General features: G+C 53.4%; 20 protein-coding genes and 1 tRNA gene. 8 read left to right on the top strand and 13 right to left on the bottom strand.

Going from position 1 to position 22,100, the window contains the following annotated elements:
• Nucleotide 1: 1 nt before the first annotated feature.
• Nucleotides 2–1,765 (bottom strand): glucans biosynthesis glucosyltransferase MdoH, encoded by a 1,764-nt coding sequence (gene mdoH / locus DHf2319_RS02360; RefSeq protein WP_243479203.1) that lies wholly within the window; start codon nt 1,763–1,765, stop codon nt 2–4.
• 189 nt (nt 1,766–1,954) lie between these two features.
• Between mdoH and DHf2319_RS02355 the strand changes: the two genes are divergently transcribed.
• From DHf2319_RS02355 to DHf2319_RS02345, 3 genes are read left to right on the top strand one after another with little or no spacing between them, the layout of a single operon-like run.
• A complete protein-coding gene (locus DHf2319_RS02355) occupies nt 1,955–2,947 on the top strand; it encodes a zinc-dependent alcohol dehydrogenase (protein WP_243479202.1) in 993 nt (330 codons plus the stop codon).
• Nucleotides 2,948–2,956: 9 nt separating this feature from the next.
• Nucleotides 2,957–3,367 carry a 6-pyruvoyl trahydropterin synthase family protein gene (locus tag DHf2319_RS02350; RefSeq protein ID WP_243479201.1) on the top strand — a complete coding sequence of 137 codons (411 nt, stop codon included), beginning with the start codon at nt 2,957–2,959 and terminating at the stop codon, nt 3,365–3,367.
• Nucleotides 3,352–4,419 (top strand): glycosyltransferase family 4 protein, encoded by a 1,068-nt coding sequence (locus tag DHf2319_RS02345; RefSeq protein WP_243479200.1) that lies wholly within the window; start codon nt 3,352–3,354, stop codon nt 4,417–4,419. Before DHf2319_RS02350 ends, DHf2319_RS02345 begins: the two co-directional genes overlap by 16 nt.
• Here DHf2319_RS02345 and DHf2319_RS02340 read toward each other — a convergent pair.
• The gene (locus DHf2319_RS02340; protein ID WP_243479199.1) at nt 4,416–5,105 is read right to left on the bottom strand and encodes a RibD family protein; all 690 of its coding nucleotides are present in this window, start codon (nt 5,103–5,105) and stop codon (nt 4,416–4,418) included. The genes DHf2319_RS02345 and DHf2319_RS02340 overlap by 4 nt on opposite strands.
• Before the next feature lie 142 nt (nt 5,106–5,247).
• Between DHf2319_RS02340 and ribA the strand changes: the two genes are divergently transcribed.
• Together ribA and DHf2319_RS02330 are read left to right on the top strand one after the other, a co-directional pair.
• Nucleotides 5,248–6,396 carry a GTP cyclohydrolase II gene (gene ribA / locus DHf2319_RS02335; protein ID WP_243479198.1) on the top strand — a complete coding sequence of 383 codons (1,149 nt, stop codon included), beginning with the start codon at nt 5,248–5,250 and terminating at the stop codon, nt 6,394–6,396.
• Nucleotides 6,397–6,616: 220 nt separating this feature from the next.
• Nucleotides 6,617–7,669, top strand: a complete 1,053-nt coding sequence (locus DHf2319_RS02330) for an AbrB family transcriptional regulator (protein WP_243479197.1) — start codon at nt 6,617–6,619, stop codon at nt 7,667–7,669.
• A gap of 6 nt (nt 7,670–7,675) precedes the next feature.
• Here DHf2319_RS02330 and ychF read toward each other — a convergent pair whose 3' ends face one another.
• From ychF to DHf2319_RS02285, 9 genes are all read right to left on the bottom strand, one after another.
• Nucleotides 7,676–8,767: a redox-regulated ATPase YchF gene (gene ychF / locus DHf2319_RS02325; protein ID WP_243479196.1), complete on the bottom strand. Its 1,092-nt coding sequence runs from the start codon at nt 8,765–8,767 to the stop codon at nt 7,676–7,678.
• A gap of 70 nt (nt 8,768–8,837) precedes the next feature.
• On the bottom strand, nt 8,838–9,629 hold the full coding sequence (locus tag DHf2319_RS02320) for a CPBP family glutamic-type intramembrane protease (protein WP_243479195.1): 792 nt from the start codon (nt 9,627–9,629) through the stop codon (nt 8,838–8,840).
• A complete protein-coding gene (gene pth, locus DHf2319_RS02315) occupies nt 9,601–10,215 on the bottom strand; it encodes an aminoacyl-tRNA hydrolase (protein ID WP_243479194.1) in 615 nt (204 codons plus the stop codon). Before pth ends, DHf2319_RS02320 begins: the two co-directional genes overlap by 29 nt.
• A 182-nt stretch (nt 10,216–10,397) precedes the next feature.
• Entirely contained in the window at nt 10,398–11,018 is a 621-nt protein-coding gene (locus DHf2319_RS02310) for a 50S ribosomal protein L25/general stress protein Ctc (protein WP_243479193.1), read from the bottom strand.
• A gap of 129 nt (nt 11,019–11,147) precedes the next feature.
• Nucleotides 11,148–12,098 carry a ribose-phosphate pyrophosphokinase gene (locus tag DHf2319_RS02305; RefSeq protein ID WP_243479192.1) on the bottom strand — a complete coding sequence of 317 codons (951 nt, stop codon included), beginning with the start codon at nt 12,096–12,098 and terminating at the stop codon, nt 11,148–11,150.
• Between the two features lie 76 nt (nt 12,099–12,174).
• A tRNA-Gln gene (locus DHf2319_RS02300) sits at nt 12,175–12,251 on the bottom strand.
• A 1-nt stretch (nt 12,252) separates the two neighbouring features.
• Nucleotides 12,253–13,170, bottom strand: coding sequence for a 4-(cytidine 5'-diphospho)-2-C-methyl-D-erythritol kinase (gene ispE, locus DHf2319_RS02295; RefSeq protein WP_243479191.1), 918 nt, complete (start codon nt 13,168–13,170; stop codon nt 12,253–12,255).
• A 16-nt stretch (nt 13,171–13,186) separates the two neighbouring features.
• Nucleotides 13,187–13,756, bottom strand: a complete 570-nt coding sequence (locus DHf2319_RS02290; protein WP_243479190.1) for an outer membrane lipoprotein LolB — start codon at nt 13,754–13,756, stop codon at nt 13,187–13,189.
• Nucleotides 13,753–15,570, bottom strand: coding sequence for a tetratricopeptide repeat protein (locus tag DHf2319_RS02285; RefSeq protein ID WP_243479970.1), 1,818 nt, complete (start codon nt 15,568–15,570; stop codon nt 13,753–13,755). The genes DHf2319_RS02290 and DHf2319_RS02285 overlap by 4 nt, the downstream gene beginning before the upstream one ends.
• 90 nt (nt 15,571–15,660) lie before the next feature.
• On the opposite strand from DHf2319_RS02285, the gene mutM reads away from it, so the two are divergent.
• On the top strand, nt 15,661–16,506 hold the full coding sequence (gene mutM / locus DHf2319_RS02280) for a bifunctional DNA-formamidopyrimidine glycosylase/DNA-(apurinic or apyrimidinic site) lyase (RefSeq protein WP_243479189.1): 846 nt from the start codon (nt 15,661–15,663) through the stop codon (nt 16,504–16,506).
• Between the two features lie 10 nt (nt 16,507–16,516).
• Here the strand turns inward: mutM and DHf2319_RS02275 are convergent, their stop codons facing one another.
• On the bottom strand, nt 16,517–17,926 hold the full coding sequence (locus DHf2319_RS02275) for an FAD-binding oxidoreductase (RefSeq protein WP_243479188.1): 1,410 nt from the start codon (nt 17,924–17,926) through the stop codon (nt 16,517–16,519).
• Between the two features lie 128 nt (nt 17,927–18,054).
• Between DHf2319_RS02275 and DHf2319_RS02270 the strand changes: the two genes are divergently transcribed.
• Both DHf2319_RS02270 and pgi read left to right on the top strand, forming a co-directional pair.
• Complete coding sequence (locus DHf2319_RS02270) at nt 18,055–19,440, top strand: phosphomannomutase/phosphoglucomutase (RefSeq protein ID WP_243479187.1); 1,386 nt, start codon at nt 18,055–18,057, stop codon at nt 19,438–19,440.
• A gap of 14 nt (nt 19,441–19,454) precedes the next feature.
• Nucleotides 19,455–21,014, top strand: a complete 1,560-nt coding sequence (gene pgi, locus DHf2319_RS02265) for a glucose-6-phosphate isomerase (protein WP_243479186.1) — start codon at nt 19,455–19,457, stop codon at nt 21,012–21,014.
• 368 nt (nt 21,015–21,382) lie between these two features.
• On the opposite strand, the gene coq7 is transcribed toward pgi, so the two are convergent.
• Entirely contained in the window at nt 21,383–22,057 is a 675-nt protein-coding gene (gene coq7 / locus DHf2319_RS02260; RefSeq protein ID WP_369810233.1) for a 2-polyprenyl-3-methyl-6-methoxy-1,4-benzoquinone monooxygenase, read from the bottom strand.
• Nucleotides 22,058–22,100 lie beyond the last annotated feature (43 nt).

The raw sequence follows: 22,100 nt of genomic DNA, 5'->3' as shown, positions 1-22,100 counted from the left end.
GTTACTGACCACTCTGAAGTGAGGTCACCGAGCCTAAAGTGGCGTCGCTAACTGGCAACGGCTGGCCATTCAGATGACTCAAAAAGCCATCTTTGACAAACTCTTGCGGCACGCTCGCTAAGTGCCATCGGCTTAACAAGTGCCCCGTGGCCGGCCACGATGTGATGACGGCCAGCGGTATGCATAACCACAAACCGGCCACGAAATAGGCAATCCACCAAGTCGCGGGCACATGCCAATCAATCCAAAGCCAACCCAACCCCAACCCCACCATCGTGTGCAAACTGAAAACCCGAATCGCACTATGCCAACTGATCTGATGTTGATCGCGATTTTGCGGTGCCCAACTAATACGCTTGCCAAACGGCAAACCTGCCAGCAACACCGTTTGAGAAACCCACAAAACGGGCGTGATAGCGGCAGAGAATATCGTCTCGACCACAAAGCCCGCAGCAAATCGCCACCCACCACCGAATGTGCGACGCTCACGTGTGCGCAACAGAATCGCCAAAGCGGCCGCAAGTTTCGGAAGTATGGTCATTAAGACCACGACCGTAAATACCGTTGTGATTAGCGGAACATCAAAAACTTGCTTAAGTGATGATTGATGCACTGACCATCCCAAGGAACCGAGTAAGAGGATCCAGGCTGGCGCCCCAACAAACATCAGCATGGCCAAGATTAGCTGCACACGACTGCTGAGCTTTAAGCCTGGAAGACACAACAGCCGCCAGTACTGCATGTTGCCCGCACACCAACGTAAGTCCCTGATTACAAAATCGATCAAGTTAGGAGGATTCTCCTCATAACTCTCGTCTTCAAAAGGGTAAACACGCACCTCATACCCCGCCCGACGCATCAAGACCGCTTCGACCTGGTCATGACTCAGAATGTGAGTCTGCTTTCCATGGCGATCAACAAATACCGGTAGCTGGCAATCACGGATAAATGGTTCTAGCCGCAACACCGCGTTATGACCCCAGTAGGGACCGCAATCGCCCTGCCACCACGCGCTGCCCAAGGTGTAGGAACGCATTCCAAGGCGCATGCCAAACTGAAACAACCGGGTGAATGCCCCAGTCGCGGGCAGGCCCACCACCAGTCCCTGCAAAATACCTAGTGTCGGATTGGCCTGCATGATAAGAACGAGACGCCGAACGGCTTGGGCACTCATCAGGCTGTCCGCATCCAGGACCACTGCAAACTCGTGGTCAGCCCCCCAGCGCTCACAAAAGTCCTGGATGTTGCCTGCCTTGTAGCCTCGGTTGTCGGTGCGGCGCCGATACGTCAACGCCAGATGAGACTGCCAGTCTTGAGCCAGTTGCTCAAAGGCCACCACCTCTTGTTCAGCGATCTGAGGATCAGTCGTATCGCTCAGAACGTAAACATGGAATTGTCCGGCATCATTGCCCGCTATGAGACCGCGCGCCAGGGCTTCCAGGTTGCGAACCAGACGAGCGGGCATTTCGTTTCGTATGCACAACAACAAGGCAGTTGAGGCATTGACCTGCGAATCAAGGTCTATGCCCGCTGCCATTGGGTTGGTGCTTTTGAGCGGGTCACGCGCAAAAATATCGAGCAAGAATCCAATGACGGCATTGCAAAACCCGACCGCCAGCCACGGCATCACGATCACAAATGAAACCAGTGCGACTGTGTCAAGTATTGACCATCCACCTTTGGCAAGGGCAAGCGCCATTAACCAGGTTGTCCCAATCACCGAGAGCGCAACCATCAACACAAACAAGACACGGCGTCGCGTCATGTGAGCTATTCCAGAAAAAAGCACGGAAAAAATGAGACGGGGTCTGATCGACAACTTTGCGTTTGCCGCACCCCGACAGCGCCAGTCCGTTAACGCTGGGGCTGCCCTACAATTCAGTTGCTTTGTAAAGTATAGGGCAACCGCCTTTGTTAGGATGCAGATTTCCTCGTTACCGACTGGAATATTTTTGTGGTTACACCCTCAGATCTAACAGCCAGCGCGCTGGCACTTTGGTACGTGGCGCCCAAAGTCGCCGAAATCAGGCCGGCGAACTTAAGCACACTAGCAGCCGACCATTGCCGAATTGACACTATTTTTAGTGCGGTGAGCCGAGGTACTGAATCGTTGATTTACAACGGTGAGGTTCCAGACAGTGAGTTCGATCGCATGGCAGCCCCGCTCATGGGTGGACAACTCCCATTCCCGGTTGCCTACGGTTACTGCAACGTTGGTCGGGTGACCGACGGCCCTAGCGATTGGCTACAAAAGACCGTGTTTAGCCTCGGGCCGCACCAGACCGTGTTTGATGCACCGGTGGCGATGCTGGCAGAGGTGCCAGCCAATGTGCCGGCTAGTCGGGCAGTGCTGGCTGCGAACATGGAAACTGCGCTCAACGCCGTCTGGACGGGTAAGCCTGGGCCTGCGGACAGAGTCGCCATCATCGGTGGCGGTGTGGTGGGACTGTTAGTGGCTTATCTTTGTAGCCGAATGCCGGGAGCCGAGGTCGCGCTGGTGGATCCTGTCAGGGAGCGGGAAATCATCTGTCGGGAATTGGGTATTCGCTATGCGGCCAATACGACTGACCTTGAGAACTGCGATGTCGTATTTCATGCAAGTGGTCATCAGTCCGGGCTACAAGACGCACTCTCGGTTGCTGGCAATGAAGCCTGTATCGTCGAACTGAGCTGGTATGGCAACCGTACCGTGACTATTGAATTGGGAGGTACATTCCACAGCCAGCAATTACGGCTGCAGTCTTGCCAGGTGGGACACATTGAGCAAACTCACCAACCTCGCTGGAGTTATAACCGTCGGTTACGGGCGGCACTAAATTTATTGGCTGACCCGCGCCTTGATAGATTGCTTGAGCCAGCCGTCAATTTCCACGAACTGCCGCAACAAATACCTAATATTCTCGGTCCAGGGCAAGCACGCCTGTGCCAAGTGATTGCCTACCCTTAAGGAGGTTTTATGTACGCTGTCGAAGTCCGCGATCACATCATGATCGCCCATTCATTTAAAGGCGAAGTATTTGGCCCCGCACAAAAATTACATGGCGCAACTTTCGTCGTTGATGCTGCCGTCTATGCCGAAACTCTCGATGAAAACGCCATCGTGATCGACATTGGCCGCGCACATGAAGTGCTTAAAAGCCTGCTTGCCCCCCTCAACTACAAGAATCTTGATGAGGAGCCGGCGTTCAAAGGCCAGAACACAACTACCGAGTTCCTAACCAAATATCTGTTTGATGGACTAGCCAAAGCCGCTCGCGCAGGCGAACTTGGACGCGACGGCAAACAGTTACATGCCATTCGTATTGAAATTGCTGAATCGCACGTTGCTCGCGCATCGTACGAGAGCAAGCTGTGGCCAGACAACTAACGTTAGCATTCCCGGGAGACCTAAACACCCTCACCGGGGGTTACCTATACGACAAGCGTATCCTGGCCGAGCTGCAAACGCTCGGTTGGGAAGTCACGCCATTAAGCCTTGACCCAAGGTTTCCGGCGGTTGATGCAAACATCAAACAGCAAACTGCCGATCTTCTGGCCCGAACAGATAGCAGTCATACGCTGGTTATTGACGGCCTGGCACTTGGTGCACTGGGACAATACGCCGAACTAATAAAAAATAAGCGACCGTTCGTTGCTCTGGTACACCACCCTCTAGCTTTAGAGTCTGGCATCGACCAACAAACTGCTCAAGAACTGAGGCGGGCCGAGCACGAAGCGCTGTCACACGCACAAAGTGTGATTGTCACAAGCCAGACGACCAAGCAAACACTGGTCGAGCGGTATGAGGTTGTACCCACCAAAATCACCGTGGTTGAGCCTGGCATTGATCGGCCCGACCAACCTGCTCGAGCGCCTGTCGAAGCTGCAAATCCAGAGCTGCCCGTCAAATTATTATCGGTGGGCGCAATAGTGCCGCGCAAGGGTTTTGATGTTTTGATTAAGGCACTTGGGCAATTGCAACATCTGAATTGGCAACTTGCGATCGTGGGCGATGAGCACCGTGCGCCAGACCATACCCATCAAATCAAAGAATTGATAAATCAGCTTTCTCTACAAAATCGGGTCACGCTGCTCGGAGCACTATCGACAGAACAACTCGCCCAGCAGTATCAGGCTGCAGATGTATTCGTGCTGACGTCACGCTATGAAGGCTATGGCATGGCATACACCGAAGCACTCGCTTGGGGACTGCCCGTCGTCGGGACTGATGGTGGCGCCTGCGCACAAACGTTGGCAACCATCGCTGCAAAAGTGGTGCCCGTAGACGACATCCAGGCCATCAAGACGACTCTGGAACTAGTGATTTCTGATCGCCAGACCAGGGCAATGATGCAAATGGCTGCCTGCGAACACGCCATGACATTACCGACGTGGGAAGAATCAGGCAAGCGTTTCGCCCAGGCGCTGGGCAATCACTAAAAAGCACACTCCATTAGCAGGTCATGACCCAAATCAAAGGCTTGAGCCTTAAAGCGCTTAGCCTCGGATAGCTGGGACAGACCAATTGTCCGGATGCCGGCAACCCCAGGACCAAGGATCAATGGTGAGGTGATCAAGTGTAGATAATCAAGGCAACTTTTATTCAAAAAAACAGCCAAGGTCGCTGCACCACCCTCTATCAGCACTCGCTGCCAACCTTGGCTAGCGAACCACTGGCGAAGCTGCTCTGGGTCAATCTTTTGTCCGGACTCTAACCCCCCGAAATGGATTTGTTGCACACCGGCTGGTAAATCCGTTCTGGTGTGACCAGGTGCAGTCAATATCACCCGCCGAACTGACTGATCCAATAGACAGGTGGCATCAGCCGGTGCGCGTCCGGATGGATCAATCACTACCCGGTCGGGACTTTGCCCATTGAGCAGGCGCACTGTCAGCCTCGGGTTGTCCGCAACCAACGTCCCCACGCCAATAACCACCACTTGAGCCCAGGCACGCAGCGCATGCAGGTGTGCCAACCCGCCATCACCGTTGATATATTTCGAATGACCTGTGGCCGTTGCTATCTGTCCATCCAATGACTGCCCCAACTGGCCGACCACAGTCAATCCATCAACGCCGGGTTTGAGCCGGCTGCAGTTCCAGGTTCTAGCTTGGGAAGTTTTCATTGCAACAAAACCACAACGCCACAAAAGGTTTAAGTTTGAACTACGCTGAATGTTTCGGGTCAGATACACTGTTACTAATTCGTGCTTGCATTACACCGCAACCGTAAATTTCTGTCTAACCTGTTTTTGCGGTATCCGCCAAATGAACTCACCCGTTGCCTATCTTGATCCCGTATTTGGGGTTACTAGCGCCCTATCCAAAGTCGATCGTGCTGCGCACGAGCTGCGACGGGGAGATGCGCTCATCATTCAGAGCACATCTGGCAACTTCGCCGTCATAGCAGCCGAAGCTGTTAGCGACCCACTATTGCTGAACCTGCAAGCACACGACGCAAACAACTGGCACCTTGTGGTAACTGGCCAACGCGCGGTGCGCATAGGGTTTGAGGTCGATGCGCAAGATTCAGTCTATCAACTGAAAGCCAAGCAGCCCGTAACCACAAAATCTGTTCAAGAGCTTGTGGATCCAACAATCTCACTAAATGCAGATACGGACTCGCAAGCCCATTCTTGGCACATCGATACCGGAGATCACATCGATGGCGCTGCGGTTTTATTGCTAAAGCATGCCGGATTACTACCAGCCTGCGTTGTCGTTCCGCTCAAGGATCGCATGTTGCAAGATAGCGTCTGTATCGCTGAGGCTGACATTCGTGCGGGCATTTCCGAGCAACGCGAAACGCTTCACATCGTTAGCCGTGCTCGAGTTCCACTTGAAGATGCTGAGAACGTTGAAATCGTTGCCTTCCGGCCAGAAGATGGCGGCACTGAGCATTTGGCTATCATCGTTGGCCAACCAGACCTGAATCAGCCAGTCATGATTCGCTTGCACTCGGAATGCTTCACCGGAGACTTGCTTGGGTCGCTTCGATGCGATTGCGGCAGTCAACTCAGGGGTGCGATTTCACTGATGGCAGCTACGGAAGGTGGCATCTTGCTCTATTTGGCTCAAGAGGGTCGCGGCATTGGATTAATCAATAAATTGCGCGCTTATCAACTTCAGGATTCCGGACTTGATACGGTTGATGCCAACTTCGATTTGGGATTTGAAGAGGACGAACGTGACTACATGCCTGCAGTTCAAATGCTCAAGCACCTGAATGTCCGACAGGTTCGTGTACTGACCAACAACCCCAGAAAGGTTAACGCGCTGAGCCGCCTTGGCGTAAATGTGGTCGAGCGGGTCGCCCATGTATTTCCGGCCAACCGCCATAATCGGGGTTATTTGATGACCAAAGGTACACGGGGCGGCCACTTGTTTGATCTAAGCAGCCTGAAGGAACATGGCTAGAGATCAGACTTCATGCTCGTAATCGAAGCGCTGATAATTACACCTGATAATGCCCTTACGATTTCCTCTCGAAATGATTGAGTCGTCTAAATCGATTCCAAAGTCCTGTTCTCGCGGGTCGTCTTTCAATCTATCATTCTGATCTAGTTAAAAGCCCTGCCGTGACGGGCAATTGCTCTGAAAGGCCAGACACGCACATTATTAGAGGTTTGGATTGGAATTGCCTGCGCATCACCGTTTCGTATCGGTTCTGGGAACGTTCGCTGTTGTTTACTTTGGCGGCTGGCTATTTGAAGTGTTGGGAACACCACTGCCATACTTGCTTGGTAGCCTGGCTGTGTCGGCGATACTCAGCCTGCGCAACGCTTGCTCCAAACTACCAACGCCTGGGTTGCGGTTTGGCCAAATCTCGATTGGTCTAACACTTGGACTTTACTTCACGGCCGAAGTACTAAACACAACAGTGTCCCTCTTGCCGTGGATTTTTTTTGCAGCGATCTTATCTAGCTTATTTAGCTTGTGTGGTGCCGTTTTCCTACAAAGATTTGTTGGGATTGATGCGGCGACCAGTTTCTTTTCGGCAGCCATTGGCGGCGCTAGTGACATGGCCAACCAAGCTGCCACGGCAGGTGCGCGTGCAGACATCGTGGCGATTGCTCACACAGTGCGCGTTTCGCTTGTGGTGGGTAGCGTTCCGTTTCTAGCTTCTTACCTATTTAGCTCAGGCAACCACACCAAAATTTTTGCATCCACACCGAACACACTAGAGCCTCTAATCATTGCGACTTTATTTATCGTGGCAGCCATCATCGCACCACTTGCAAGGCAAATAAGAATTCCAAACCCTTGGGTGTTAGGTTCTTTATTTGTCGGGGGAGTTTGTGCCTCGACGTTTGTAGAAGGCATCCCAAACACATGGGTGATCAACACTGGCCAGGTGCTATTAGGCTGGAATCTCGGGCAACGCTTTTCTCCAACACTTTTCCGGGAAGCGCCGCGGATTGTGATAGGGGTTGTGCTGATGACACTGATATATGCAGTGGGCGGTTTAGGTATTGCCACAGCATTACATTTTGGGGCGGGGCTTAGTTGGGGTAGCAGCTTTATAGCCACCACCCCAGGCGGTATCGCTGAGATGGCGATCACCGCAAAAGTCCTGGGGCTTGACCCGCCTACCGTTACTGCATTTCACGCAGTTCGCCTGATTGTGATGGTGGCAGGAGCGACCTCAATGATTGCCCTAGGCAAGCGCTTGGGTTGGTTGAGAGCCTGATCGGACTTAGACGTTAAATAAAAAGTTCATGACATCACCATCCTGCACCACATACTCTTTACCCTCAGCCCTGAGTTTGCCGGCCTCCTTGGCCGCTTGTTCGCTACCGCAACCAATGTAATCATCGAAAGCGATTGTCTGCGCCCGAATGAAACCACGCTCGAAATCAGTATGAATAACGCCTGCTGCCTGAGGTGCAGTCGCACCGATCGGGATCGTCCACGCCCGGACCTCTTTGACACCCGCGGTGAAATAAGTCTGCAAGCCGAGCAACTTGAATGCGGCACGAATCAGCCGATTCAACCCTGGCTCCTCCATACCCATATCCGCTAGAAACACGATCTTATCTTCATCAGACAAATCGGCAATCTCTGCCTCAATAGCAGCACAGATGGCCACCACCGGCGCCTGCCGCTCCTGAGCATAGGCTTGAAGCTTTTGTAGCAACGGATTGTTCTCGAAACCGTTATCGCTCACGTTGCCAACGTACATCGCGGGCTTAGCGGTAATAAAGCATAACGGTGCAATCAAAGCTCGGTCTTCTTTCGACAGCGGCAATGTACGGATCGGTTGCGTCTTGTTTAAGTGTTCGATCACCTGCTCAAGAATGGCGACAAGCTTTTGTGCTTCCTTATCACCAGAGCGGGCAGTTTTTTGATGGCGATGCAGAGCCTTCTCGGCCGTTTGCATATCAGCAAGGCAAAGCTCGGTTTCAATGACTTCGATATCAGCAATGGGGTCAACGCGACCTGCCACATGAATGACATTGTCATCTTCAAAACATCGTACGACATTGATGATGGCGTCTGTTTCACGAATGTGTGACAAAAACTGATTTCCCAAACCCTCGCCCTGGCTCGCACCTGCAACCAATCCGGCAATATCCACAAACTCGACTGTGGCTGGCAAAATCCGCTCGGGTTTAACAATCTGCGCCAGTTGATTCAGCCTGGGATCTGGTACTTCAACCACCCCAACATTAGGCTCGATCGTACAGAAAGGATAGTTTTCTGCTGCGATACCCGCTTTGGTTAGCGCATTAAAAAGGGTTGACTTACCAACATTGGGTAACCCGACGATGCCGCACTGCAATGCCATAACAATTCCAGTTCAATTCAAACGAAATGCAAGTGTAACCGCCCCGGCGAACTTGCTTGCACAATTGAAATTAGGCCAGACCCGCGCTTTGCAACCAGCGCATAGCCAGCCATGCTGCCATCAATGGTCCAAAGTTAAACAGGGCGTGCAACAAAATTGCTGCACCGATACCTCGCATCACTCGCATCCATCCGAGCACCAACCCCGTAAACCATTGGGGTAGCACCAAGGCGGGCAACATCCACCACTGAGCGGATGTGAAGGTAAAGTTAAACAGGTGCAGCGAGGCGAACGTTAGTACCGATACATGAAATATCAACCAAAACCAACGCCGATAGAGCCTCAACCACTGCCTGGCACGCACACCAGGCATGGGGTTGGCACTGGTGACACGATAAATCGCCAGTATGACCAAAGCAAATATCAGACTCTGACCAACACCTGGCTTTAGCCATAGAGCCAGCACCATCAGGGGCACTAGCCACAACGCAATCCCCGGGCGCCTGAGTCCATACCGGAACAGCATCTCCTCGACCAATGGTGCCCAGACCAACGCCAAAAGCCATGGCAGATTGGCGGGGTCCACTGCATGGGTAGCACCAGCCTGTTTGGAAATCCCAATGACAATGGGTCCAAACAGAAAAATATTGATGCCCCAGAGAATCGCTGCCCAACCTAACAGCCGTAAAAAACTGATCCCAGGCATCCAGTCCAACACCCAGGCAGTTCTCGGTGTGACTTGCCGGCAACGGCGGCTCAGTCTCGGTCGCCGAACGAACGCCCAAAAGTCATGCCATTCGTCTAACCACGTCATACGACGCGGGTAACTCGGCTCAGGCTGATTTGGTGGGGGGTTCATCATCACGATGCAATTGCGCCATGGCGCGACTCATGTTTGATTCAAGCAGCAGTGGCATGGCCTGATCGCATCGATCAAGCGCGCGATCAATGGCGTCTTGATCAACGAGAGACGGCGGATGCAACACAAAATCAGCCACTGCTTGCATCAAGCCCAAAGATCGCGGGTGACCAATCCCAATGCGCAGGCGCCAGAAGCCTGGCCCACCCATCACAGACTGAATGTCACGTAAACCATTGTGACCGGCATGTCCTCCACCAGACTTAAGTCGCACCTGACCAGGCAGCAAATCAAGTTCATCATGAGCCACCAGAATTGAAGACAGTGGAATCTTATAAAACCTAGCCAATGCGCCTACAGACTGACCGGATCGGTTCATAAATGTCGTGGGCTTTAGCAAAACAATCTGTCGTCCCTGCCATCTAGCTTTGGCGACTTCCCCAAAAAAAGACTTTTCGGCTACGAACTTGGCATTTAGTTTGTCGGCCCAGCGATCGACCAACCAGAACCCTGCGTTGTGCCGAGTCCGGTCGTACTGGTTACCGGGGTTGCCCAAGCCAACCACCAGAGAAATCGGTTCAGCAGTCATAAGTTGTATATAGCAAGTTGGCTAGCGCAAAGTAACGGCAAGAGAACGTCTACGACTGTCTCTGCACCCGCTTAGAAAACAAAACCCCGCCGACTTTAACATCGACGGGGCTCCGGAGGCTAAAAACCATCTTCTGCCGAACTATCCGGACCATCCGTAGGTTCCTCTAGCCAAGCTTTGGATTAACTCTCCGCTGACTCTTCTGTACCTTCTGCTTCACCAGCCTCGTCACTGCGCTTGGCAGCAGGTACGGTAGCTGACGCCACCACGGGGTTATCCTCACCACCATGCGGCAAATACTTCACACCGACTGGCAGCTTAATGTCATTGACATGGATTGACTGCCCCGCAACCACCGCAGACAAATCAACCTCAATGAACTGGGGAAGGTTTGCCGGCAAGCACTCAATCTCAAGCTCAGTAATAACGTGGGAAATGATGGCTGAGCTGAGTTTCACAGCAGGCGAGACCTCAGCGTTGATGAAGTGCAGCGGCACTTTGGTATGCAGAACTTTGGTGGCATCTACGCGCTGGAAATCAATGTGCAGTACAAGTTGCTTGTAGGGGTGCCACTGTACGGCACGTAGCAGTACCGAGTGCTTTTTACCGTCAAGTTTCATGTCGAGCACGGAGGCGTGAAACTGCTCCTTGCGCAACGAGTGATAGATCTCGTTGTGATCGACTTCGATGTTCAACGGCGGTTCCTGGCCGCCATACACGATGGCTGGCACACGACCCGCACGGCGCAGGCGGCGGCTCGCACTCGATCCCTGAACGCTGCGTGAGGTTGCATTAAATTCCATTTTTAACTCCAAAATAAGGCTCGCGCCTTGAACAAACCTGAACCGACCATCGGCTCAGGCACCGGTTACATGTCGCGACCAACAAGCAACCCGATTCCTTGATCAGCATTCACATGCTGACACTTCAAATCAATCCACAAACAACGAGCTAACCGATTCCGCGTGAGAAATTCTCAGAATCGTCTCACCAAGCAAAGCTGCGCAAGAGAGCTGACGAATCTTTCCGCAGGCAATTGCCGCATCCGACAAAGGGATCGAGTCAGTCACTACCAACTCGTCAAGCTCAGAGACGGCGATACGCTCAACAGCACCGCCCGATAGAACAGCGTGTGTACAGTATGCATAAACGGCACCGGCACCACGCTCCTTCAGAGCCTGCGCCGCCTTGCAAAGCGTGCCTGCAGTATCAACCATGTCATCCATGATCACGCAGGTACGTCCATCAACATCACCGATGATATTCATCACCTCGGACACATTGGCACGTGGACGACGCTTGTCAATGATGGCCAGGTCTGCCTCTAGTTGTTTGGCCAGAGCACGAGCCCTCACCACACCGCCTATATCGGGCGACACCACGACCAGATCAGACAAGTTACGCCGCCAAATATCGCCAAGCAAAATCGGACCAGCGTAGATGTTGTCAACCGGAATATCAAAAAATCCTTGGATCTGGTCAGCATGCAAGTCCATGGTCAACACACGATCCACGCCAACCACTTGCAGCATATTAGCGACCACTTTCGCGGAGATCGCTACCCGAGCCGAGCGCGGGCGACGATCCTGCCGGGCATAACCGAAATACGGGATAGCGGCGGTGATCCGACCAGCCGAGGCGCGCCTAAGGGCATCAACCATCACCATGACTTCCATCAAGTTGTCGTTGGTGGGTGCGCAAGTCGGTTGCAACACAAAAACGTCCTTACCGCGAACGTTCTCGTTGATCTCAACCATTACCTCACCGTCAGAGAAGCGGCCGACGGTCATTTTCCCGAGGGACATATCCAAATGATTCACCACGTCAACCGCCAAGCGTGTGTTGGCAGTGCCTGTGAAGATCATGAAACTTTCAGTGGTCATGGTGAAAGCATCGCTGGAATAAAAAAGCTGCTGAACCGCGCCGCTTGGACGGTGGCTTGTTCAACAGCTTCGTTGTTGGCTGGGGAGGAAGGATTCGAACCCTCGCATGCCGGAATCAAAATCCGGTGCCTTAACCAACTTGGCTACTCCCCAATTAATCTGTTAGCCAATGCATGAGAGGGTGCCAAGGCAACCCATCACAAGCAAAAACCTCTTCAATGACGGCAGCAACACCGTCACTAGTCTTTTCCATTTTAGCTGTCAAATCGGCTCGCGCCAATTGTGCATCCGCTGGACTATCAAGTTCCGCGAAAAAACAGCTACCCGAACCCGATAATCGAACCGAGAAGCCTTGTTCCCGCACCCATGACATCGCGTCAGACACCACTGGCAACAAGCGCTTAACGACTGGCTCTAGGTCATTTCGACCAAACCCAGACTCTACGTTCGTAGAACCAACGAATCTGTCAGCTCCGGAAAAGTCCGCTATTTTGACCCGATCCGTGTTGCGTGTCAAATCAGCCGCCTTAAAAATAGTGGGCGTTGACGCACTGGCAGCTGGCTTAAAAACCAAATAACTGGCGTCAGCGACCGCCACAGGTTCGAGCTTTTCACCGACACCTTGAACAAAGGCCGTTTGGCCAAACACGAAAAAAGGCACATCGGCTCCGAGCGACAGACCAAGATTGGCGAGCTCACTACGTGTAAGCCCAGTGCGCCAAAGGCGATTCAGACCCATCAAAACCGTTGCCGCATCGCTTGAACCGCCCCCTAAACCACCGCCAACGGGAATGCGTTTTGTGACGTGTAGATGCGCACCCAGCGGGGTACCCGTGCGCTGTTGTAGCAACCGGGCCGCCTTGACCACCAAGTCATCCTCAGGTCTGACTTGCATGCCGAGATTGCTTTCGAGGGATAGCTCACCATCGGACCTCAGATCAATCGAAATGCTGTCAGCCAAAGTAATGAGGCGAAACACTGATTCGAGCAGATGATATCCGTCTGAACGGCGACCAACAACATGCAGAAACAAATTCAGCTTGGCCGGCGCGGGCAGATCATAAAGCGTCATCTAGGGGTTACCTCGTCTAGCTCGGCTGCTGCGCGACCAACCTGAGCGTTACGCTGCGACCGAGCTGTTTGCCATGCGCCGTCACGCGCGCAGGACCCGAATCACCATACTGATCAAAATCTACCTGCCAACCAGACTGCCTAAACGAAACGATTCGACCCAGCTGATCGCGCTCGACGTCAGTCACTTTGTTATCCGCGATGACGCGCCCATCAGCCCAGTCCTGCAGGACATCAAGCGGCACGGTGGCACCAAGTACCCGGGCGAGCAGATCATCACCAGAATCAGCCCGTTGCAAGGGCGCATCGGGTTGCTCAAGCATGGCGCCGGTCGGCTCAACGGTTAGACGCGCCAGGGTTGCGCCCAGAGGGCTTTTTAAGTCGAGTTGCCAACCCGAGACCAGACGACGCCACACAAAACTACCCTGCACTGATTCACGCTCGTCGTTGGACGTCTCGGTCAAAACCGAAAACTTGCCTTCTCGCTCTTTGAGTACCAAACTTTGCTCAGGCTTTAAAACAGGCGCGGCACAGCTAGCAACAGAAAGCGCCAACGTTATGACAAGCAAACCGCGTGCGATGCTCACTGACTGACCCCAAAGCGATCTAGCGTCTGTTTTAGAGTGGGGTTGTTGCTGTCCAGTGCCATGCCTTCACGCCAAATCTCCCTGGCCTTGGCCTGATTCCCCATTACCCATAGCACCTCGCCTAGATGTGCTGCGATTTCAGCCTCAGGCTTTACCTCAAATGCCTGCCGAAGGTATTTCTCGGCTTGAGCGTTATCACCTTGCCTGAACTTGATCCAGCCCATGCTATCCAAGATATAAGGATCTTCCGGCAAAATCTGGTGCGCCCGGTAGATGAGGTCATAAGCCTCATCAAGACGTACATTGCGATCGGCCAAGGAATAACCGAGTGCGTTGTACGCATGCGCATAACCCGGATCAAGCTCAATCACCTGGCGCAGATACCTTTCCATGGCACTGTATTGTTTCTGGCGCTCAAGCAGCATGCCAAGCTCATATTTGATCTCAATCGAGTCAACAATCTCTTGATCTGCCTGCTGCAAGCGCTCTATCGCCTGCTCAATGCGCTGAGCATCGCGCAGAATCTGCGACATGGTCAATACACCGATCAATTGCTCATCCTGATCAATCGGATGGGCCGCATCGATCATGGCCACCGCCTCATCAACCCGCCCTTGCTGCGCCCGGATCGATGCCTGGCGCAATCTCGCCGAATATCGGGCCGAGGGTTCCTCAATTCGACCCAACCAAGCGATGGCTTGGTCAGGGTCGTTTTGATCCTGAGCGATACGCGCCAATAATTGATAGGCATCGGCCAATGCCGCCGCAGCATCCGAGGCACCTGATGCAATCGCATCCTGACGTTGCGCCTGCACATCGACATACTGCAGTAACAAGGCGCGTGATTCAGACAAGCGATTGTCCTGATAGGCCAACTGCGCCCGTACGAACAACAAATCAAAATCTTCCGGGTATTGAGCAGACATCAACTCAAGCTCATCGAGTGCGCCTTGCACATCACCAGTCTCGGCAAGCTGACCAGCCAGCATGAGACGCAGCTGCCGAGCCTTGGGATAAGCGCGTGCAAACTTGCGCGCCTGATCAATCACGGCAACCGCATCGACAGGCATCCCATAGTCCAGAACCCGCATAGCGGCATCTTCCGAGTCAGGCTTTAACCGCAACGCTTTTTGTGCCTCAGCCAATGCTCGCTCGTAATCTCCTGCCGATTGCGCCATGTCAGCCAGTGCCATGTATGACGCCAACGTGCCCTTGACCTTGGCAAGATCAATCGTTTCCTCAAGTAGCTCTAATGCGCGCTGCCTATCTTGCATGCGCCGCAGCACATTGATTACACGCGATAGGGCCTCAGTTTTATCGGCTGAGGCCTGCACCTGCCTCGCTAACGCCTGGGCCAGACCATCCGTTTTACCAGCGGCTGCGCTAAGGGCAAGCTTTGTGGATTGGGCGTTCTCATCGGCAGGCGCATTCAGGACCCAGACCTCAGCTGCTTGCAGAGCACCCTGAACATCGCCAATGGCAGCGTAAAGTTCGACTGCTCGCTTTGCCAGACGCGGGTCTGCCGTCTCACGAGCCAGTTCAAGCGTGGTGTTGGCCGCAGGAAGGATCGCGCCACGCTGCACCGCGATTTCTGAAGCCAGGAATTTATAGAGAATATCGGCTGACAAGGCCACATGGGGCAAATCACCTGCATTCAGGGTGATTCGGTCAGCCGTCGACGTCACCCGCCCCTGCGGCACAGCCTGGATTGGTGGATGGCCCTCAGACTGAGCAACCCTAGGCAATTCCTGAGCACAAGCAGTGCCCGATAGTGACGCTAACACTACCAGAACCAGCTGTCTGAACCGAAGCACCTTGCTCAACTTGATACCCCTACTAACTACCGGCAGCCATGGCACAATCGAACCACCTGCTCTAGTAACGCACCATCTTAGCACCGGACCATGCCAGAACTACCAGAAGTTGAAACAACCCGACGTGGCATTGAACAAACCGCTCTGGGCGCTCGGCTACTTGACATGCCGGTGCGCGAGCGCCGTCTGCGCTGGCCAATCGACACAGCATTGCCAAACTGCATCCTGAACTGCACCTTATCAGCTTGCCAGCGTCGCGGTAAGTATCTTTTGATGGAGTTTGACAATGCAGGCACGGCAATCGTTCACCTCGGGATGTCAGGCTCAATTCGGAACTGCGCTCCTAACAGTCTTTGGCAAACGCACGACCATCTGCAATGGGAATTCGATAATGGCAGTTGCCTGCGTTATCACGACCCAAGACGCTTCGGCTCAGTGCTGTGGCATCCGAAATCAGCCGGCCCGGTACTTGAGCATCCTCGCTTGGTTACCCTGGGGGTTGAACCTTTGAGCGAGCAATTCACGGTCGAACATTTACTGGCTGGCGTTCAGGGCAAGTCCCAAAGCATTAAACAGACACTGTTGGCGGGTCGTATCGTTGTGGGGGTGGGCAACATATACGCATCGGAGTCTCTCTTCAGAGCCAAAATACACCCAGAGTTGCCTGCGGGCCGGTTGACACGTCAACAGGCTAGCCGCCTGGTACCGGCGATTGTGCAAACACTGAACGACGCTTTGAATAGTGGTGGCAGCACCCTGCGCGATTATGTCAATGCCTCTGGAGAGGCTGGTGCCTATTTCACACTGCATGCATCTGTTTACGAAAGAGATGGTCAGACTTGCCGCGTTTGTGGCAGCAAAATCAAACGGATCGTGCAAGGACAGCGGGCGACCTACTTTTGTCCTCGTTGCCAGCGTCGCAGCCCAAGATCTTAAGATCCTGGGCTTAGACGTTGACTACCTTGCCTGGATTAAGCAGGCCCTTGGGATCTAGCGCCTGCTTGATCTGACGCATCAGTTTCAGTTCAAGTTCGGACTTGTAGCGCGGCAACTCATTCACCTTGAGCTGGCCAATGCCGTGTTCAGCGCTGATCGAACCATTAAACGAAGCCACGCTATCGTGCACCAATTGATAGATCTGTGACTGTAATGACAAAATTTCACCTTCAGTCTGTCCAGCACCCGGTGCGACGTTGTAGTGCAAATTGCCATCACCGAGGTGGCCAAACACAACATTATGAACACCAGGAAACTCGGCTTGCAAAGCCTTATTCGTCACAGCCACAAATTCAGCAATCTGTGAAATAGGGATCGAGACATCATGCTTCACACTTTTGCCAAGCTCAGCCTCGGCCAGAGGGATACTCTCACGCAAATGCCAAAACGCTTTGCTCTGGGCCACGGATTGCGCGATCGCGGCGTCAAGTAACAAGCCGTCCTCGATCGCCTGTCCCAATACATGTTCGAATCGTGCCTGTGCGTGCTCGGCACTTTCACTGTCAGACAGCTCGAGTAAGGCAAACCAGGGCGAATTAGCCGACTCGTTTTCAAACGGAATACGCTGGTCGGTAAATAACCGCACTACGGCTTGCAACACCGAACCAGCCATGACCTCAAAGCCGGTTAACGCTGCTCCGAATCCCTGTCGTGCTCGCGACAAAAACGTCACACTGTCTTCAAGACTGGCAAACGCCAACATAGCGGTTCGCTGAGCCACGGGCAGTGGATAAAGCTTGAGCGTGGCTGCCGTGATGATACCCAGCGTGCCCTCGCTTCCAACAAACAAGTCACGCAAGTCATAACCGGTGTTGTCCTTGCGCAAACCACGCAAACCATTCCAGATTTCCCCTTCAGCAGTCACTACCTCCAAGCCGAGGGTCAACTCGCGGGTATTGCCGTAACGCAAGACCTGCGTGCCCCCCGCGTTGGTGGCCAGGTTGCCCCCAATGGTGCAACTGCCCTCGGCTGCCAGACTGAGCGGGAACAGACGGCCAGCCTCACGTGCGGCATCTTGCACGCTTTGCAAGATGCATCCAGCTTCAACCGTGATCGTGTCGTTGTCAGTATCAATTGAACGGATTTTATTCAGACGCGCTGTGGACAACACCACAGCCCGCCCTGAATCATCAGGCGTCGCACCACCACATAAGCCTGTGTTGCCACCAACGGTCACGACCGGCACGTTATTGAGCACGCAATACCTGACCACAGCGGCAACTTCTTCGACGTTACCCGGGCGAACCACTGCTTGCGCCTTACCGCGATAGCGTCCGCGCCAATCGACGAGATACGGTTGGGCCGCGCTACCTGTCAACACATTGCTTTGTCCAACGATATTCGATAATCCTTCCAACATTACTTTTCCCCGCAGCTATCCGTTCTGTGTGGCTAATACTGATTAACGCTGTTTTAGCGCCGGTAACCAAGCTGTGCCTAGATATTTGCGATAATAGCCACAAAATGTCTTAGCCCCATGGATTGACCATGTCATCGTCTGCCCTGCCCAACCACGTATTTAAAGCCTACGATATTCGCGGTGAAGTACCTGCGGATCTCAACCCGGCGTTTGCACTGCTACTGGGCAGAAGCCTGGCGGCGCGCGCGAAGTCAGCTAATGTCAACAAAATCGTAATTGGCTATGACGGCCGCTTTAGCAGCCCTGATCTTGCCGAGGCCCTTGGCAGGGGTATTCGTGAGGGCGGCGTGGGTACGATAGAGCTTGGCATGGTGCCTACGCCCTTGGTTTACTTCGCGGCTCACCATCTTGGCACCGGCTCTGGAGTAGCGATCACAGGCAGTCATAACCCGCCACAGTACAACGGCTTTAAGATGATGCTCGCCGGCAGCACACTTTATGGCGACGATATCAGTAGCCTGCGCGAAGATATGGCCCGACCCAAAGCGGTCGCTTCAATACCAGGTCAGGCCGAGCCAATCGATATCAAACCGGTATATCTGGACCGTGTCACAAGCGACATCAAGCTGGCTCGCCCCATGAAAATAGCCATTGACTGTGGCAATGGGGTTGCTGGCGTGATCGCTGCAGACTTGTATCGAGCACTTGGATGTGAAGTGCAAGAACTGTTTTGCGACGTGGACGCCAGATTTCCCAATCACCACCCTGATCCCGCTGAGCCACACAACCTACAAGACCTGATTCAAGCCGTGCAAGCACAAGACTGCGAGCTAGGTTTGGCATTTGACGGTGACGGTGACCGCCTCGGGGTCGTTACCCGTAGCGGTGAAATCATTTGGCCAGATCGACAAATGATTTTGTTTGCCAGAGACATTCTGAGCCGCCTGCCCGCCAGCCAAATTCTGTTTGACGTCAAATGCAGTCGGCAGTTACCGCTTGCTATTAAACAAGCAGGTGGTGAACCACTGATGTGCCGTACCGGTCATTCCCTTGTTAAAGCCAAGCTTGCTGAAACTGGCGCGCCTTTGGCCGGCGAAATGAGTGGCCATATATTTTTTAAAGAACGCTGGTTTGGATTCGATGATGGGCTGTACACCGGTGCGCGCCTACTTGAAATACTGTCGCGCGAGGCTGATCCCTCTTCAGTACTCGAAGGGCTACCAACGGCATTTAGCACCCCGGAACTCAAACTGGAAATGAAAGAAGGCGAGCCCTTTGCTCTCATCGACGCACTCAAACTGAACGCAAAATTCAGTGGTGCTGAGGCAGTTTCGACCATCGATGGCATCCGGGTAGATTTTGCCGATGGTTTTGGTTTGGCAAGACCGTCAAACACCACGCCGGTAGTCGTTCTACGGTTTGAAGGGGAAACACCCACTGCGCTCGATCGCATCAAAAGTCAGTTTCGTGATCAACTGCAGGCCTTGGCGCCCAACGCGCGACTGCCATTCTGACTGGAAAACTCTTCATGGCCTTGCAGTCAAATCCAGCCTGGCAGGCGTTTTCCGATGCGGTGCAGGCAGCGCACGCTGATCCAGAACAACTACGCCTGATTGAAGCCGGGCAGCTGACTGTTGACTTAAGTGCCCAACGTGACAGCCAAACACTAAGAGACGCTGCCATCGAGCTCCTGAGTGTTGCGGGCTTTGAACAAGCCAGGCATGCCCTGTTTGAAGGTGGGATTGCCAATCTCTCAGAAAACCGTCCGGCCCTGCACACTGCGCTACGAAGCAGCCATGCCCCCGAGAGCGTGAGATCCTTGATCACCGCACAACTTGAGCGCATGAAGCGCTTTGTTGATGATGCCAATACATACAACCGCTACAGTAACGTTGTTCACCTTGGGATCGGCGGCAGTGACTGGGGTCCACGCATGGTGTGGCACAGCCTCAAAGGAGTCAGCAACCGACGCACTTTGAGATTTGCAGCCAATATTGATGCTCATGCCATCACCGCCGCGCTGGACGGCCTCGATCCGCGAGATACGCTGATCATCGTCGCCTCCAAATCCTTTACCACCACAGAAACAATGACCAACGCTCGCGAGGCGATCAAGTGGCTTGAGCACGGTGGAATCAAACACCCTTTGAACCAAGTTGTGGCGCTCACCGCAAACCCGGCAGCTGCAATCGAATTTGGCGTGGCACCCGAACGCATATTTGAATTCTGGGACTGGGTAGGCGGTCGATACTCCATTTGGTCCACGATCGGACTACCGGTGGCACTAGGTCTGGGTTGGACGACATTCGAAGAGCTACTTCAAGGCGCGCGCGACATGGATACGCATTTCCAGACTGCCGCCATCGCGCATAACGCTCCGGTGCAACTTGCCTTGAATATGGTAGCCAACACCAGCATACTGGGCTTCTCATCGGAGGTCATTTGCCCATACGACGCACGCTTGACCGATTTTGTGCCATGGCTGCAGCAGCTTCAAATGGAGTCGTTGGGTAAAGCCGTTGATCAACAAGGCAATCCCATTGATGTCTCGGTCAGCCCTGCCGTTTGGGGCATGCCCGGTACAGATAGTCAGCACACTTTTTTTCAGTGGCTGCATCAGAGTCAGCGTGGTGCGCCGGTAGATTTCATCTTTTGTATTGAGCCTGAGCACCATTTGCTGAGCCACCATCGGCAGCTCGTGGCTAACTGTCTGGCGCAACGCGCGGCATTATGGCGCGGCAAATCGGTAGAGGTATCGTTTCAGGAGCTTAAGCACAAGCACGATGAGTCGCATGCACAGTGGCTCGCTCAGCATTGCTTACATCCGGGCGGGCGCCCCTCAACGTTAATCGTTTTGCCAAAGCTAGATGCTCATCGACTCGGTGCACTGCTAGCTCTGTATGAGCACAAAGTGTTTGTGGCCGGCGTACTCTGGGGATTGAATCCCTTTGATCAGTGGGGGGTAGAGTTTGGCAAGCGCCTAGCGCTGGAACTCATGCAAAACGACCCTGAACAAACCAAAGATTTTGATGCATCCACGCGCCATTGGTTAGCCTCATTGATGCGCGTAACCAGCAAAAACCATTGAGACCAGACAAGTCGGACCCGTTCCGATGCTAAGGGAAACCAAGAGTCTGGCGCGAGCAGACAAAAAAAGACCCGAGACCTTGCGATATCGGGTCAAATCCACCAAAGGAGGAGGGTGGAGGAGACAACTTTGCCGAGTCGCTTTCGGGCTTGCGCAACTTGATCTACCGCTTCCCGCTTTTACGGGTTTCCCCGAAAATTTGCCTTCGGGAAACTACTGATAGAACTAGCTCAGCGACACACGACTCCATCATAGCAGAAAATTTGTGCGATGCAAGAGAGATTTTTGTAATGCCCTAGAAAAATAGGGGAAATTTCTTCTTGCTATGCCGCAATTGACCAATGTGACTGAGATTTAATTTCGTTTGACTAAACATAATAAACACTTTTAGTCATAACTTTAGACATAAATTTCATAACCGACGGGACAGGGAACGGTAGCTCCACACCCCCGTGTTTCTGCGCAGTACGACGGTGCTTGATCTCGTCATCGCGCATTTGAGTCACGATCTTGCGCGAACGCCCATCACCCTCAGGCAAAGACTTCAAATGACCATCAAGGTGGGCTTCCACCTGCCGCTCTGTCTCGGCCATAAACCCTAGGTTGTAGCGCTCACCCGCCCTACTTGCGGCTAAACCCAGCATAAAGGAGCCGGCATACCAAATCGGGTTCAAGAGACTTACCCGGCTATTTAACTCCTTTAACCTGTCTTGGCACCACACCAGATGATCCACCTCCTCGCGGGCAGCCTCGCGCAGCAGTTCTTTGGTCTGTTGGCGCTCGACGGCCAATGCTTGACCGCGGTAGAGAGCTTGGGCACAAATCTCGCCAACGTGGTTGATACGCATGAGACCCGCTGCATGGCGCCGCTCGGCCTGATTTAGCGACTCAGGCTCCTCGGGCAATCTTCTGCCCGCTGGATTAGGCCGAGAGGCCACAGCCGCACCGGAGAGAACCTGTAGCGCCACTGAGGCTTCTCCGATCAATTGATCAAACAGACCTTCTCGGCGACGCATAGCGCGGTGTTTTAATGTGGTCATTATCTGGGCTTCCTCTTTTGTGGTTTGGTTAAACCCCACAGCATTT

Source organism: Orrella daihaiensis, assembly GCF_022811525.1.
Taxonomy (GTDB): domain Bacteria; phylum Pseudomonadota; class Gammaproteobacteria; order Burkholderiales; family Burkholderiaceae_B; genus Algicoccus; species Algicoccus daihaiensis.
The sequence above is the reverse complement of the archived record's forward strand: the minus strand, read 5'-3'. Positions and strand labels throughout refer to the sequence as shown.

Excerpts from the sequence above, each read along its gene's own strand:
- mdoH (WP_243479203.1), bottom strand. The coding sequence starts at position 1,765 with ATGACGCGACGCCGTGTCTTGTTTGTGTTGATGGTTGCGCTCTCGGTG.
- DHf2319_RS02350 (WP_243479201.1), top strand. The coding sequence starts at position 2,957 with ATGTACGCTGTCGAAGTCCGCGATCACATCATGATCGCCCATTCATTT.
- DHf2319_RS02340 (WP_243479199.1), bottom strand. The coding sequence starts at position 5,105 with ATGAAAACTTCCCAAGCTAGAACCTGGAACTGCAGCCGGCTCAAACCC.
- ribA (WP_243479198.1), top strand. The coding sequence starts at position 5,248 with ATGAACTCACCCGTTGCCTATCTTGATCCCGTATTTGGGGTTACTAGC.
- ychF (WP_243479196.1), bottom strand. The coding sequence starts at position 8,767 with ATGGCATTGCAGTGCGGCATCGTCGGGTTACCCAATGTTGGTAAGTCA.
- DHf2319_RS02320 (WP_243479195.1), bottom strand. The coding sequence starts at position 9,629 with ATGATGAACCCCCCACCAAATCAGCCTGAGCCGAGTTACCCGCGTCGT.
- pth (WP_243479194.1), bottom strand. The coding sequence starts at position 10,215 with ATGACTGCTGAACCGATTTCTCTGGTGGTTGGCTTGGGCAACCCCGGT.
- DHf2319_RS02310 (WP_243479193.1), bottom strand. The coding sequence starts at position 11,018 with ATGGAATTTAATGCAACCTCACGCAGCGTTCAGGGATCGAGTGCGAGC.
- DHf2319_RS02305 (WP_243479192.1), bottom strand. The coding sequence starts at position 12,098 with ATGACCACTGAAAGTTTCATGATCTTCACAGGCACTGCCAACACACGC.
- ispE (WP_243479191.1), bottom strand. The coding sequence starts at position 13,170 with ATGACGCTTTATGATCTGCCCGCGCCGGCCAAGCTGAATTTGTTTCTG.
- mutM (WP_243479189.1), top strand. The coding sequence starts at position 15,661 with ATGCCAGAACTACCAGAAGTTGAAACAACCCGACGTGGCATTGAACAA.
- DHf2319_RS02275 (WP_243479188.1), bottom strand. The coding sequence starts at position 17,926 with ATGTTGGAAGGATTATCGAATATCGTTGGACAAAGCAATGTGTTGACA.
- DHf2319_RS02270 (WP_243479187.1), top strand. The coding sequence starts at position 18,055 with ATGTCATCGTCTGCCCTGCCCAACCACGTATTTAAAGCCTACGATATT.
- pgi (WP_243479186.1), top strand. The coding sequence starts at position 19,455 with ATGGCCTTGCAGTCAAATCCAGCCTGGCAGGCGTTTTCCGATGCGGTG.